This is a genomic window from Achromobacter sp. NCFB-sbj8-Ac1-l (genome assembly GCF_052695805.1).
Genome location: NZ_CP199812.1, coordinates 3,719,834 through 3,734,377 on the forward strand (window position 1 = coordinate 3,719,834; position 14,544 = coordinate 3,734,377).

12 protein-coding genes are annotated in these 14,544 nt (G+C 68.2%); 6 read left to right on the plus strand and 6 right to left on the minus strand.

What is annotated here, in order from left to right:
- Nucleotides 1–6: 6 nt before the first annotated feature.
- On the minus strand, nt 7–1,041 hold the full coding sequence (locus ACUDP5_RS16960) for an AraC family transcriptional regulator (RefSeq protein ID WP_445656668.1): 1,035 nt from the start codon (nt 1,039–1,041) through the stop codon (nt 7–9).
- A 347-nt stretch (nt 1,042–1,388) separates the two neighbouring features.
- On the opposite strand from ACUDP5_RS16960, the gene ACUDP5_RS16965 reads away from it, so the two are divergent.
- Nucleotides 1,389–1,880 carry a GNAT family N-acetyltransferase gene (locus tag ACUDP5_RS16965; RefSeq protein ID WP_263914431.1) on the plus strand — a complete coding sequence of 164 codons (492 nt, stop codon included), beginning with the start codon at nt 1,389–1,391 and terminating at the stop codon, nt 1,878–1,880.
- A 62-nt stretch (nt 1,881–1,942) separates the two neighbouring features.
- Here the strand turns inward: ACUDP5_RS16965 and ACUDP5_RS16970 are convergent, their stop codons facing one another.
- Together ACUDP5_RS16970 and argH are read right to left on the minus strand one after the other, a co-directional pair.
- Entirely contained in the window at nt 1,943–2,923 is a 981-nt protein-coding gene (locus ACUDP5_RS16970) for a tripartite tricarboxylate transporter substrate binding protein (RefSeq protein ID WP_263914430.1), read from the minus strand.
- 116 nt (nt 2,924–3,039) lie between these two features.
- Complete coding sequence (gene argH, locus ACUDP5_RS16975; protein ID WP_445656669.1) at nt 3,040–4,557, minus strand: argininosuccinate lyase; 1,518 nt, start codon at nt 4,555–4,557, stop codon at nt 3,040–3,042.
- Between the two features lie 199 nt (nt 4,558–4,756).
- Here argH and ACUDP5_RS16980 point away from each other — a divergent pair, with 199 nt between their 5' ends.
- Complete coding sequence (locus ACUDP5_RS16980) at nt 4,757–5,656, plus strand: LysR substrate-binding domain-containing protein (protein ID WP_445656670.1); 900 nt, start codon at nt 4,757–4,759, stop codon at nt 5,654–5,656.
- Nucleotides 5,657–5,700: 44 nt separating this feature from the next.
- Here ACUDP5_RS16980 and ACUDP5_RS16985 read toward each other — a convergent pair whose 3' ends face one another.
- The gene (locus tag ACUDP5_RS16985; RefSeq protein WP_263914427.1) at nt 5,701–6,354 is read right to left on the minus strand and encodes a phospholipase D family protein; all 654 of its coding nucleotides are present in this window, start codon (nt 6,352–6,354) and stop codon (nt 5,701–5,703) included.
- Nucleotides 6,355–6,509: 155 nt separating this feature from the next.
- Nucleotides 6,510–7,664 (minus strand): MFS transporter, encoded by a 1,155-nt coding sequence (locus tag ACUDP5_RS16990; RefSeq protein ID WP_445656671.1) that lies wholly within the window; start codon nt 7,662–7,664, stop codon nt 6,510–6,512.
- Between the two features lie 365 nt (nt 7,665–8,029).
- Between ACUDP5_RS16990 and ACUDP5_RS16995 the strand changes: the two genes are divergently transcribed.
- Nucleotides 8,030–8,971: a LysR substrate-binding domain-containing protein gene (locus ACUDP5_RS16995; RefSeq protein ID WP_445656672.1), complete on the plus strand. Its 942-nt coding sequence runs from the start codon at nt 8,030–8,032 to the stop codon at nt 8,969–8,971.
- 20 nt (nt 8,972–8,991) lie between these two features.
- Here ACUDP5_RS16995 and ACUDP5_RS17000 read toward each other — a convergent pair whose 3' ends face one another.
- Complete coding sequence (locus tag ACUDP5_RS17000; RefSeq protein WP_445656673.1) at nt 8,992–9,447, minus strand: hypothetical protein; 456 nt, start codon at nt 9,445–9,447, stop codon at nt 8,992–8,994.
- A 255-nt stretch (nt 9,448–9,702) separates the two neighbouring features.
- On the opposite strand from ACUDP5_RS17000, the gene ACUDP5_RS17005 reads away from it, so the two are divergent.
- From ACUDP5_RS17005 to ACUDP5_RS17015, 3 genes are all read left to right on the plus strand, one after another.
- The gene (locus ACUDP5_RS17005) at nt 9,703–9,891 is read left to right on the plus strand and encodes a hypothetical protein (RefSeq protein WP_263914423.1); all 189 of its coding nucleotides are present in this window, start codon (nt 9,703–9,705) and stop codon (nt 9,889–9,891) included.
- Nucleotides 9,892–9,985: 94 nt separating this feature from the next.
- Complete coding sequence (locus ACUDP5_RS17010) at nt 9,986–12,244, plus strand: YcaO-like family protein (protein ID WP_445656674.1); 2,259 nt, start codon at nt 9,986–9,988, stop codon at nt 12,242–12,244.
- 10 nt (nt 12,245–12,254) lie between these two features.
- Nucleotides 12,255–14,543, plus strand: coding sequence for a YcaO-like family protein (locus ACUDP5_RS17015; protein ID WP_445656675.1), 2,289 nt, complete (start codon nt 12,255–12,257; stop codon nt 14,541–14,543).
- The last annotated feature ends 1 nt before the right edge of the window (nt 14,544 follow it).

Sequence of the window (14,544 nt, forward strand, 5' to 3'; positions counted from 1 at the left end):
ATCGCGCTACGCCCGCCGCCTGATCCGGTCCGGCCACTGCAAGGACTGCTCGCGGAATTCCTGCGGCGGCATCTCGTAGGCGCGGCGGAACGCCCGCGCAAAATCAGACGCGCTGCCAAACCCCAATCCGTAGGCAACTTCCATCACCGTCAGGTGCGGATAGCGCACCAGTTCCTCGGCCGCCAGCCGCAACCGCAGGTTGCGGATATAGGCGCCCAGCCCGCCCTCGTGCTGGAACATCCGGTACACCGTCGGGCGCGGCAATCGCAGCGCCTGCACCACGGCTTCCGGCGTCAGCCCGGCCTGGTGCAGATTGGCCTGGATGTAACGCCGCACCTCGCCGAACATGGCGGCCCGCGCCGCCGCGCGGGCATTGCCGGACAACCGGGCATCCCGGCCGAACGCCGCCAGCAAGAGGCGCACGCAGGCGGTGATGTCGTCCTGGGCCTGCGCCGCGCGCAAACCGCGCACCGCCTGCGCCAAGGCCGAGGCCTGCCGCAGCGCCAGCCGGACCAGCGGTGTAGCGTCCCGCAGCATCCGGCCATGCAGCGCCTCAGGGTCCGGAAACACCTCCAGCACCATGTCCGCCGGCACGAAAAACGTCAACATGCGGCAGGCGTGGCGCCGCATCCGTACCGGCTGGCCCAGATCCACCGCCAGCACCCGTACCGCGCCGCCCTCGTCCGGCGTACGCGGGCCGTTGCGCACGGCGACCTCGTCCACGCTGCCTTCCAGGAACACGTGGAAGGCAAAATCTCGGATGTTGTCGCGTGAAATGCGCACCAGCGACCGTTCCAGGCGCATGGCATCGGAACGGCAATCCGTGAACATCAGGGGGCCGACCCGAAAGCGGTCGATCGAGGCCTGGAAGGGTTGCTGCAGCGCATCCCGGCTGGGCAGCACATCCACCACATGCCCGACCTGCTCGCGCCACGCCAGGAAACGGCGTTCGGGAGCCTGCGCCGCCACATCGAAATGATGGTGGACGATATCGGGCGTGGCGGACGGGGCCGGGCCGGTCAGGAAAGCATTGGGGTTCATGCTTGAGGGTCGCTGCGCGGGTGGGCTGCAGGCTGGGCTGTGCCGAGCATAACAAAAAGTAAATACCCGTGGATTACCCTCAAACTGAGACGCACGGTATAGCCGTGCGACCAACAGTATCTACTCTGGCCGCGAGTTCCCGCAGCAGTTCGCGGACTCGGGCCGAAGTACCGCAAGCCGGCGGGGCGCCGCAAGCAGGTTTCTCGTGCGACGCCGCACCGCTATTTGGCGCATTCCCCTGCCCTGGGGAATGCGCTTTTTTTATCGGCGGGCACGGCGCAAGAAGCGTCGGCCGGCGAAACGGCTACCATACCGCCTTTGCTCGTTTCAGCTGCCTCATCACTGCCATGCCCAATCTGGTATTTCGCCCGCCCCGACCCGCCGACGTCGATCGTTGCTTCCAGATCGAGACCACCGCCTACGAAGGCGACGAAGCCGCCACGCACGCCAAGATCGCCACCCGCATCGCCCAGTATCCCCAGGGCTTCCTGGTGCTGGAGGCCGACGGCCAGATCGTCGGCTTCATCAACAGCGGCTGCGCCCACGACGTGGTCATGTCCGACGAGGCGTTCAAGGAACTGGTCGGCCACGACCCGGACGCGCCCAACGTGGTGATCATGTCCGTGGTGGTCGACCCCGCCCACCAGGGCAAGGGCTATTCCACCCGCCTCATGCACGCCTTCGTCGATCACGCCCGGCAACGGGGCAAGCAGACCATCCACCTGATGTGCAAGGAACGCCACGTCGAGCTCTACCGCAAGCTGGGCTACCGCTACGTGCGGCCCTCGCCGTCCGACCATGGCGGCATGGCCTGGCATGAAATGGTGATGGACCTGTAGGCGTCTGCCCCCTGCGGCTACGCCCGGGGGGCCGCCAAACACGGTGGCCCCGCCTGACGCGCTCAATCCAGCTGGATCTTCGCGCTGTCGATGATTTCCTTCCAGCGCCGGGTCTCTTCAGAAGACAGCCTGGCCAGGTCTTCGCTGGTGCCCGGGTACGGCACCGCGCCCTGATCGGCCAGCTGCCCCACCAGCGCCTTGTCGTTGGCAATCGCAATCACCGTGTCCTGCAGCTTGCGGATCACCTGCGGGTCGGTGCCTGCCGGCGCCATCACGCCATACCAGGACTCGACCACCGCATCCTTCACGCCCGCTTGCGCCAGCGTCGGCACGTCCTTGAGGGACGCGCTGCGTTTATCGCTGGCCACCGCCAGCACGCGCACCTGGCCTGTCTTCACGTAAGCCAGCACGTTGGGCAGATTGGCGAACAGCACCTGCACCTGGCCTGACAGCAGGTCCGACGTGGCCGGGCCGGCACCGCGGTAAGGCACGTGCTCGAACTTGGCGCCCGAACGGTACATGAACAGCTCGCCGGTCAGATGGTTGACCGACCCCATGCCTGCCGACGCCATGTTCAGCTTGCCCGGATGGGCGCGGCCGTACGCCACCAATTCCGCCACCGTCGTGGCCGGTGCGTCCTTGGACACCGCCAGCACATTGGGCACCGTCGAGAACAACGCCACCGGCGCGAAGTCCTTGTCGGCGTTGTACGGCAGGTTCTTGGACAGGAGCGGCAGAATCGACTGCTGCCCCATCGTCGCCAGCAGCAGCGTGTAGCCGTCCGGCGCCGCCTTGGACACGAAATTGGCCCCGATGCTGCCGCCCCCGCCCGGCTTGTTCTCGACGATGACCGTCTGCCCCAGCTTTTCGGACATATGGTTGGCCAACAGGCGTCCCATCAGGTTCACCGTGCCGCCTGGCGCGAACGGCACCACCAGCGTGATCGGCTTGTTCGGATAGCCCGCCTGCGCCGCCTGGGCGCCCGGGCTGAGGCCCAATGCCGTGACCAGCGCCACGGCAAACTTCGGCAATGCGTTGACCATGATTGAATTCCCCTTGCATGCTGTGATTGATACGGCGGCGCAGGAAGCCGCGCCTTGTGCCGTGTGTTGGATCGATGTGAATCTGCCGGGATCAGACGGCGTGTCTGAAAGGATCGCTACGCCGCCGCCGTTGCCGCGGCCGCCAACGCGGCCGCCTGGCGCTGCAAGGCGTCGCGCGCCTCGGACGCCCGCCGCTGCGCCGCGTCGATCGCCGCTTGCTGAACCGCCAGCCGCGCGCGCTGCTCGGCCAGGTGCGCCCGCACCGATTGCGGCGCCGGGCCGCCCAGCGACTGGCGCGCGGCCACGTTGCGCACCGGGTCCAGGCAAGCCGCGATGTCCGCCTCGTCCAGCGTCACCGGCCGCCCCAACTGCTCGGCCGCCGCCGACGTGATCATTGCCGGCGTGATGGCGCGCGCCGGCAGGCCCGCTTCCAGCGCCTGCCGCACTACTGCGCCAATGACGTGGTGCGCGTCGCGAAACGACGCATCCGCGCGGCGCACCAGCAGGTCGGCCAGGTCCGTCACCGTGGAAAAGTCATCCGCCGCCCGCGCGGCCATGCGCGTGCGGTTGGGCGCCACCTGCTCGACCAGCAGTTGCATCAGTTCCAGCGCCTTCAGCGCTTCCTCGCACGACTCCCAGCACGTGCGCGTGCTTTCGCGGCTACTGTCGCCCGAATGCGTGAAATGGGTCGACTTCACCGTCGTCAGCGCCGCCGACGTCAGCCCGATCAGGTGGCCCGTCTTGCCGCGCAGGTATTCCAGCACCGCCGGGTTCTTTTTCTGCGGCATGATGCTGGACGTGCTCGCGATGCTGTCCGGAAACGTCAGGTAGCCGAATTCGGGCGTGGACCAGATGTAGAAATCCTGCACCATGCGGCTGCACGTGATCATCATGATCGACAGCGTCGCGCTCAGTTCCAGCGCGAAATCGCGCGACGCCACGCTGTCCAGCGCATTGGCCAGCGGGCCGCTGAAGCCCAGCAGCGCGCTGGTCCTGTCCCGGTCGATCGGAAACGACGTGCCGGCCAGCGCGCAGGCGCCCAGCGGCGAGGCATCCGCCGTTTCCAGCGCGTGCGCCAGCCGGCCGATATCGCGCGACCAGGCATCCACCAGCGCCGACAGGTAATAGCCATAGGTGATCGGCTGCGCCGCCTGCATGTGCGTGTAGCCGGGCATGACACAGTCCGCGTAACGTTCGGCCTGCACCAGCGCCGCCTGCGACACGCCGATCAGGGCCGCGCCGATGCGGGCGGCAAAATCGCGCGCCCGGATGCGGTCGATGGTGGCGCCAATGTCGTTGCGGCTGCGGGCCGTGTGCAGGCGGCCGCCCAATTCCTGCCCCACCGCCTTGATCAGGTGCGCCTCGTAGTTGAAATAGGCCTCTTCGCGGGCCGCGTCCAGTTCGACCACATGGGGGCCTTCGGCCTGCATCACCAGCAGCGCCTGCGCCAGGCGCTGCGACGCGTCGTGGTCCAGGATGCCCTGCTCGTGCAGCATCAGCAGATGCGCCAGGTTCACCTGGGTCAGCATCTCGAAATTGGCGAAGAACTCCCGGTTCAAGCGCGGCAGGAAAAGGTGCTGCAACACCGCTTTGGCCAGGGGTTGCTTCAAGCGCGTACTGACTTTCGATTCCATATCGGGTCCGGAGGAAACAGGGAAAACCGTAGTCTCTCGCCGGGCCAATTCATACGTCAAATCAGATTCTTACAGCTACTCATACAGAAATGATATGATTTGGACCGCTCGCCGCGCCGGGGTTGGCAGACGCCCATGCGCCCGGCGCCGTCTGACGCAAGCGGCGTGTTTCCGTTTCGCCCCGCCAGGATTTCCTTCCATGAATTTCAAGCAAGTCGAGGCCTTTCGCGCCGTCATGATGACGCGCTCGATGACCACCGCGGCCGGCCTGTTGCACACCTCGCAGCCCAACGTCAGCCGCTGGATCGCCCTGCTCGAGAAAACGCTGGGGTTCGTGCTGTTCCAGCGTGTGGGCACCCGCATCATTCCCACCCCCGAAGCCGAGGCCTTCTACGCCGACGTCGAACGCGCCTTCATCGGCCTGGAATCGCTGAACGACAGCGCCAGTTCGATCCGCCGCCGCGGCACCGGCTTGCTGCGGGTGGGCGCCGTCGGGTCCATCACCCAATGCGTGCTGCCCGACGCCATCCGGCTGTTCCGCGAGAAGTTTTCCGACATCCCCGTGGTGGTCAACACCGGCGGATCCGACGTCGTCGCCAAATGGCTGGCCACGGGCGTTTGCGACATCGGCTTTTGCTCGCTGCACACCGACCTGCCCGGCCTGCATTACGAACGCATCAACACCGCCCACGGCGCCGGCATCGTGCCCGCCGCGCATCCCTTGGCCGCCAAAGCCTTGCTGACCCCGGCCGACTTTCACGACGAGAACTTCATCTCGTTGCCCGCGGGCAGCTTCAACCGCGCCGCCATCGACCGCCACTTTCCCGACGACGCCCGCATCCTGTCGATAGAAACGCCCTACGCCACCACCATCTGCACCATGGTCAGCAAGGGCCTGGGCATTTCCATCGTCAATCCCGTGGTGCCGCGCGCGCTCGGCATTGCGGACCTGCGCGAGATCCCGTTTTCAGAGAAGGTCGATTTCCACAGCTACGCGGTCACGTCCGACCATCATCCGGTCAACACGCTGGCCCGGCGCATGGCCGAATGCGTGCGCGAAACCTTCACCGCGTTGGACATGCCGGCCACGCCAGGCTGAGCGCCAACCTGGCGTGGCCGCTTGCACAGCCGCCGCGCGGCCGGTCAATCCGCCGAACGGAACGGCTGCGACAGCGCCCAATTGCGCTCGAAGTGCGCCAGGTACGCCTTGGCCAGCGCCGGGTTGTTCCAGTTCACCAGCGCATTCTCGGAATTCTCGTGCGCCGCGGAATGGGCGAAATTGAAGCTGCCCAGTTCCACCGTCTGCCTGTCGGCGATCAGCACCTTGTCGTGATGCAGCTTGAAGGCCGACACGATGCGCACGTTCACGCCGGCCTCGGCCAGCGTTTCCAGCGCATGGCGAGATTTGCCGCTGCGATCCGTGACCAGGTTCCGTTTATGGTCGGCCAGCAACGACACCGTGACGCCGCGCTTGGCCGCGCGCACCAGCGCTTCGGTGACGCTTTTGCTGGAAAAGCTGTAGGCCATCACATTGAGCTCGGTCTTGGCCGAATCGATCACGCGCAGCACCAGCGTTTCGGCCCCTTGGTCGGGAGAAAAACCGACTTCGATCGTACCGGCGGCGGGCACGGAAATGGGCGCGGCGGGTGCGGCGCTGGCGCCCGCAGCACCCGAGCCAACCGTTGCTGACCCCGACGCCGCCGGCTTGGCTTGCGCCTGCGCGGGCAAGGGCGACGTCAACGCCAGACCGGTCGCACAGACCGCAACGAATCGGGACAAGGCAAACGAAGCATTCACGGCAATCATCCGGGAAAAAGCAGCGGCGGCATCGTTGCCGCCCAAGCTGCCAACTGTACCGCGACGCCCCCCTTCTACGCTGTCCGTGATTGCCGCAAGTCAATGTCGCAGATTCACAGCCATCCCTTCAGTGCCTCGGCTTCATTGCCCCGAATTCATTGCCCCGACGCGCGCCGTCCTGGCCTGAACCCATGTGTTCGCGCCGCCCCCGCCGCCAGCAGCCCCACCGCCAGCAACGCCGCCACCACCCGCGGCAACGCGCCCGCCCCGGTCGTTTCCAACAGCACGCCGCCCAGCACCCCGCTGGCCGCGAACGCCAGGTTGAACACCGTCACCAGCATCGACTGCGCCACCTCTGCCCCGTCGCCCGCCGCGTCGGCCAAGGCCGTCTGCAACAGTGTCGGCGCGCCGCTGAAACTCAGGCCCCACACAGCCACGCCTGCAAACACCCAGGACGCCTGCGCCTGGCCCTGTCCCAGCGCCCATGCCACCACGGCAAACGCGGCCAGACTGGCCAGCACCAGCGCCCGCAGCCAACGGTCCACCAGCAGCCCGGTGATCCAGATGCCTGCCAACGACGCCACGCCGAACACCAGCAACGCCACGTCCACCTCCCCCGCCATACCCAACGACGCCATGAACGGCGCGACATACGTGTACAGCGTGTAGTGCGCCAGAATCCACGCCAGGATCACGAACAGCACCGGCCGCACGCCCGGCGTCGTCCACACTTGCCGCATCGGCACGCGCCGCGCCTCGGCCTGGCCGGGGTAATCGGGCACCTTCAACCACACCCACGCCATCAGCGCCAGGCTCAGGCCCGACAACAGGCCGAAGATGCCGCGCCACCCCACGATGCCACCCAGCCATGCCGCCAGCGGCACCCCCAGCGACAGCGCCAGCGGAATCCCCACCATCGCCACCGCCATGGCCCGCCCCTGCTGCGCGGGCGGCACCATGCGCCGCGCATAACCGGCCAGAAGACTCCATGCCAGGCCCGTCGCCACGCCCACCAGGAAACGCGCGGCCAGCGTCAAGCCGTAAAAGGGCGACCACGCCGTCACCGCATTGCAGGCAAAAAATCCGCCTATCGCCAGCAACAGCGCCACGCGCCGCCGACAGCCGCGCAACAGCAGCGTCAGCGGAATCGCCGCCAGGCCCGACCCCAGCGCGCACAACGTCACCAGCTGTCCGGCCCACGCCTCGGTCACGCCGAAGCCCTGCGCAATTTGCGGCAACAGGCCGGCCGGCACGGTCTCGTTGGCCGTCGCGATGAAACTGCACATCGTCAGCGCCAGCAGTGCCGCCATGGGCAGGCTCGTCCTCGCGGCGGGTTGCCCGTGGGCGGGGGTATGCGCTGCTGGCATTCGGGCAGCCGGCGTACGGGCGTCTGGCGTACGGGCGTCCGGCGTACGGGTAGCCAGCATGCGGGCGTCCGGCATACGGATATCCGACCTACGGGTGTCTGGCATACGGGTGTCCGACGTGCGGGTGTCCGACGTACGGACGTCCGGCACGTGATCGTCCACTGCCGCCGAAGATGAGGTTTGACGCATTGTTGGCTTCCCTTGCATCGTGGGCCAAGGCCCTGGATTGAAGAGACGCCAGTCTGCTACCTGCCTTTGAATTTGATAATTGGCCTAGAATTTGAATAACTTTCAAATCCAGCTTAAAGATGGCAACGGATCGACTCGGTGACATGCGCTTGTTCGCGCAGGCAGCGGCCCTGGGCAGCCTGTCTGCCGCCGGCCGCAAGCTCGGCCTGTCGGCCGCCGCGGCCAGCGCCCGCCTCATCAAGCTGGAAACCGCGCTGCACGCCAAACTGTTTCACCGCAGCACGCGTCAACTGCGCCTGACCGAAGAAGGCCGCGTCTACCTGGCCCATTGCGAAGTCGCGCTGCGCGCCATCGACGATGCCGAAGCCGCGCTGCAGGCCGGCCAGCACAGCGTGCGCGGCAAGCTGCGCCTGTCGGCGTCCGCCGATTTCGGCCGCCACCTGCTCAGCACCTGGCTCGACGAATTCAGCGCCGCCCACCCCGACCTGAAGATCGCGCTGACCCTGTCCGATTCGCTGTCCAACCTGCTGCAGGACGACATCGACCTGGCCATTCGCTTCGGGCAACCCCAGGACGGCTCGCTGGTCGCCCGCTACCTGGCGCCCAACTGGCGCGTGCTGTGCGCATCGCCCGAGTACCTTGCCAAGCGAGGCCACCCCCGCACGCCCGCCGACCTGGCCGACCACGACTTCATCGTGCTGGTCACCGCCGCCGGCCCCCTGAACCAGTTCCACTTCGCCCACGACGGCCAGCGCCAAAGCATTACCGTGCCGCTGGAACGCGCCTGGGAAACCAACGACGGCGCACTCGCCCGCAACTGGGCCCTGGCCGGCCGCGGCATTGCCCGCAAAACCATCTGGGACGCGGCCGAAGACCTGCGCGCCGGGCGCCTGCACGCCGTACTGCCGCAATACAGCGTCGCCGAATCGGGTGTGCACGCCGTGTTTCACGGCACCCGCTACATGGCGCCGCGCGTGCGGCGGCTGCTGGATTTCCTGATCGAGCGATTTGCCCGTGCCAACGATGAGTTCTTGCCAGACGGGCCGCCGGGCACGGCCTAGCCCCACTGACGCGGGAAGCCTCAGTCCTCGCCGCCCCACCAGAACGCCTCGACCGATCGGCAACTTGGACCGTCGGTGACCTCGATATCGAAGCCCGACACGGCCTGGCCCGGACACGCCAGGCTGAGCGACAGCGCCGCGTCGCCCGGAGAGACCGTGCACCCCAATGACGCCAAGGCTGTTTGGTAGCGGCCGAGCAGCGCCTCGGCAGACAACGAAGACGCATACGACACAAAGTTGGCCTGGGCACGTTCGCCGTCCCGGCCTTCCAGCCGCTGCATCACCGGACCGCACGTCTCGAACACCGGAAAAGCGTTCAGCATGGCCGGCATGGAGCGGGCAGACCAGCTGCCGCGCGGCACGCCGTCTTCCTGCAGCTTGAACGACCAGATCGACAGGCCGGCGTAGCCCAGGATGGCGATCAGGATCAACGTCAGAAAAAACGGCCTTCGTCTTCGGATGGCAATGGGCGCCATGCTCCCTCATTCGGTGACAAAATCAACGCGTGCGCGGCCGAGGCCACGAACCAAAACGCAAACGCTCTATCCGACACGCGACGACCGGTCATCGGATGCAGGCCGCCCAGATCGTAGCGCAAGCTGATGCCCCATACCCGCGCGGCAAATGCCGTCGCTCCGCTAAACTTTTCCACCCCCAGCCGGATATGTTGTCGAGGATGGCAAAAAAGGTCGATGCAGGTCCTCTTTGTCTACACATATCAGGAGATATCCATGACGCTCATCGCTGCCCAACAGGTCGCGGAATCCGCCGAGGCGCTTGAACGCGGCGCGGCGGTCAAGGTCGAGAAAAAGAAGCCCCGCCGGGAAGTCGAATGGTCGGTAACGCACAAGATGCGCCTGCCCCACAAAGTCGGCATGCCGCTGGGCTCCGGCGGCAGCGGCGACGACGCCAGCAACTGAGCAGCACGCGCCGCCCCCCCCTGCGTTGTCCGCGTTGCCCGATCCCTCGCCCGCCTGGCGGCAGTGAGGGATTTTTCTTTCCCCTCACACCCTCATGGCTTCACAGACCGACGCCGCCACGCTGCCCGGCCCCCAGGCGCCGCGGGCGGCAACCACGATGTGCCCGGCGGTCATGGGCACCGCCATCCTGACTGGCCGTCGCCTGCGCATCCGCCACGCCGACGGCGAGCTGTCCGTCACCGCGCCGCCCGCCTTTCTGCGCGCGGCGCTGGATCTGTGCGACGGCACGCGCCCTGTCGATGCCATCCTGTCGGCGTTGCCCGCCGCCATCGACGCCACGCGCTTCGCGGTCTTTCTGGCCGATCTGCTGGCGGCGGGGGCCTTGGTGGACGGCAATCTGTTGACGGCGCATGCACTGCAATACGCCTGGCAGGCCGCCCCGCACGGCCGGTCCGCGCCGACACAGGACACGGATCGTCTCAGCCGGCATCCGCGCGCGCACGCCGCCGCGTCGGCCGCGGGTGACCTGCGCATCGACACCGTCGACGACGCCGCCTGGATGGCGCCGCTGAACAAGCGGATTTCCCGCTACGCCTTCGCCGATACGGCCCTGCCGGCCGGCAGCCTCACGGGCTTGCTGTGGGCGCTGTGCGGCATCGTGCGGACCGGCCACGAGCGGCTGGGCAGCGACGTGGCCCGGCGGACTCTCGCCTCTGCCGGCGCGCTGCATCGGGTCCACCCCTACGTGGCCTTGCGCCGCCCCGTCGACGGCCGTGCGGCGGGCGTCTACCGCGTGCATTATCCCGGGCCACGCCAGGTGGCGCTCGAACGCGTCGGCGATGCCGCCCTTTTGATGCGCGCCTTCGTCCAGCCCTGGCATGTGCAGACGGCCACCGGCGCCCTGTTTCTGGCCGGTGATATCACCGTCGCCGCCACCCGCTACCGCAACCGCGCCGTGCAGTACCTGTACACCGAAGCCGGCGCCGCCTTGCACAACGGCGCGCTGGCTGCCACTGCGCTGGGCCTGGGCTACGCCACGCTGGGCTGCTACGACGAAGCGGCCGTGCAGGCGCTTTGCGGCACCGGGCCGCAACTGATCCTGGGCTCGGCGGTGTTCGGCCCGCTGCCGAACGCGTCCGTGGCGGTGGCAACCGGCCCGGAACTGGAATTCTCGTGGATCGACACCGGCCTGCCGGCCAACGCGGCCACGTCGGCTGCCGCCCCGTCGCTGCACCTGGCCCGCGCCCGGCTGCGGCACGACGCGCCCGATGGCGACGAGGCCTGGGGCGCCGCCCCGGACCCGGACACCGCCTATCGCAAAGCCAGTGCAGAAGCCATCGAACGCCTGGCCTGGCGTACGCCGGCGGCGCCGGCCGAGGCCAGCGCCCGCGACCTGCCCGGCGCGCGGGACGCATCCGCCTTCATTCGGTATCGCACGGCCCAGTACCGTCGGCCGGGCTTTCCTTTCCGGCCATTTTCGGCAGCCCAGTGCTACCACTGGGCCCGCGCCACGCACAGCGACGATGGCCGCCCCGCCTGGATTCCCGCTGACCTGGTCTACGCCCGGCCGTCGCTCGTTGCCGCCGGCCTGGCCGACCATCCCCCCCTGACCTACGCCACGACGTCCGGCTGCGCGGCCGGCGCCACGCTGCCCGACGCCGTCGAACGCGCACTGTGGGAACTGGTCGAGCGCGACGCCTTCATGCGCCACTGGCTGGGCCAACGGCCCGGCACGCCCTTGGCCGAAAGCCACCTCCCCGCGACTATCCGGGCGAGCCTGCAACGGCTGCGTGGGCTGCCCTGCCAGGTCAGCCTGCAACGGCTGGACTCGCCCTGGGCGCACGTTTTCATTGCCTGGGCGCGCGACGACGCACGCCCCTTCACGACCCTGGGCGCGGCCGCAGGCGCCGATCCGCACGAGGCCCTGGCGCACGCCCTGGCCGAGCTGGAATCGCGCGTGCTGGCCTGGACCCTGGGCCACGCCCCCACGATCAGCCACCCGGCCGCCGTGCGCACCCCGTCCGATCATGTCGAGCTGTATGGCGTCAGGCGGTATTACCGGCGCGCCGATGCGCTGATTCAACCGCAAGCCCCCGCCGTCGACTGGCGCAAGCCGATGCAGCGGCCCCAGCCCGGCGCGCTGGCGCACCGGCTGGCCGCGGCCGGCCTGGCGCCCGTCATCGTCGATCTCACCACCCCGCAATGCGTACTGGACCACGGCACGCGCCCGCTGCACGTGGTCAAGGCATTCGTGCCGTCCCTGGTGCCCCTGACGTTCGGCGTAGGCCTGGAACCCCTGGGCATGGTCGACGCCGTGCATCGCCACGCCAAATTTCCCCATCCCTTTCCTTGACGACTTCTGCATGCTCACGCCAGCCTTAATCACCGCCGAAGACCTGGGCGCCAACGACCCGGACAGGGTGTGCCCCATGCTGGCCGGCCCCGCGCTGATCGATGGCGACACGCTCACCGTGCGCCACGCCCAGGGCGACATCGCCATTCGCGCCGAACGCGCCTTGCTGCGCCGAGCCTTCGCCCTGTGCGACGGCACCCGTTCTGTCACGGAACTGCTGGACAGCGTCACCCACCGCGACACCCGCGATCGGCTCAGCCGGTTCATCCCTTTTCTGCTGGACAGCGGCGCCCTGGTGGACGCCGGCAGCTACCTGCTGGCCAACATGGGTTTTGCCTGGGGCAGCAATCCCTATGGCCAGCCAGCGCCCGACAACCTGTCCGACCGCATCGGCCAGCGGTTTGCCCACGCGGCCATCGCGTCCGAGCAGCTCCTTCCCACCGCCGCGGCAGCGCCCCGGCCCATCCTGCAACGCGCCATCGCCCGCCAACCGGACGACGCCCTGCAGGCCGCCCTGGACGCCCGCCGCTCGACCTACACCTACGGCGATGCCCCCGTGTCGCAAGACGCGCTGGACGCCCTGGCCTGGTCGCTGGCCGGCATCATCTGCACCACCCGCCAACGCGCCGGTCACGTGCTGCCGCGGCGCACCACGCCGTCGGCCGGCGCCATGCACCTGACCGAGGTCTACCTCGCCTTGCAGCGGCCCACCCAGGGCGACGCGGGCCAGACGCTGGCACCGGGCCTGTATCGCGTGCGCTATCCCGACGCCTATCGCCTGCAATACGAATTGATCGACCCGTCGCTGGCGACGCTGCCGCGCGCCATCGCCAAACCCTGGCTGCTGGAATCGGCCGCGGGCATGATCTTCCTGGCGGCGGATGCACAACTGGCCACGCTGCGCTATCGCAACCGCGCGGTGCAATACCTGTATACCGAAGCCGGCATGGCATTGCAGAACGGCGCCTTGGCCGCCAGCCGCCACGATCTGGGCTTCGTCACCTTCGGCAGTTACTACGAAGCCATCGTGCGCAGCCTGTGTCGTACGCCGGACCACCTGATCCTGGGCGCGGCGATCTTCGGCGCCCTGCCCAGCGCCGGCCAACTGGCCCAGGCCGACGCCGCGCCCACCGTGGATTTCGTGTGGGCCGATGCGCCTTCGGCCGCCTACACGCTGCCCTACTACGTCGGCCGCGCCAAACTCCGGCACGGCCCGATCGAACGCCCCACCTGGGGCCGCGACACCGACCCCGTGCTGGCCTGCCGCAAAGCCGTCGCCGAGACCATCGAACGCCAAGGCTATTGCGAACCGCGCGACCTCAACCAGGCCATCTACGCTGACCTGGCCGATGCCCTGCATCCGCACGAGATCGCGCGCTTTACGCCGCAGCAATACCGCCGCAAAGGCTTTCCCTGCAAGCCATTCGATGAGCACGCCCCCCAGTTCTGGGCCAACGCCGAACGCCTGACCGACGGCCGACGCATCGCCGTGCTGGCCGACCTGGTCTATTCGGCCGACTCGCTGCGCAACCACCATGGGCAAAGCGCGTTCTACTGGTACAGCAATTCCTCGGGCTGCGCCGCCGGCACCACCCAGGCCGACGCCCGCCTGGCCGGCATGCTGGAACTGATCGAACGCGATGGCTTCATGCGCCATTGGCTTGCCCAGCAGCCCGGCACGGGCCTGCCGGCCGACTCGCTGCCTGGCGCGTTCCTGGCCCGCGTCCGGGCCATCCACGACACCGGCTTCTCTGTCTCGGTCCAGACCTTGCCGTCCCCCTACGCCCAGGTGATCTTCCTGATGGCGCGTCATGCCGAGCGGCGTGTCGCCTGCGTCAGCGCAGGGGCCGGGCTAGGCCTGCAACGCGCCCTGGAATCGGCCCTGGCCGAACTGGAATCCCGCGTGTTCTCGCTGCTGCACGGCGTTGCCATCGGCCGCGTCCGCCCGGCCAGCGTCCGTACGCCCGACGATCACTTCGACCTGTACGCCAACCCCACCTGGTTTGACCGGGCCGATCACCTGGCCGCGCCCACGACCCACCAGCCTTTCGCGCAGGCCGAACGCCGCGACCTGCCGAACGCGCAGGCGCTGTACGACGGCCTGGTCGCGCAAGGCATCGCCCCCTTGTTCGTCGACATCACGCCCCGCCAGAGCGCCCTGGGCTCGGGCGAACGCCTGACGGTTGCGCGCGCCTTTGCGCCCGGCCTGGTGCCCATGTCATTCGGCAGCGGCATGGAACCGCGCGGCAGCGTGGCCAGCCACCATCCCGCGTCGACCTTCCCTCATCCCTTTCCCTGAA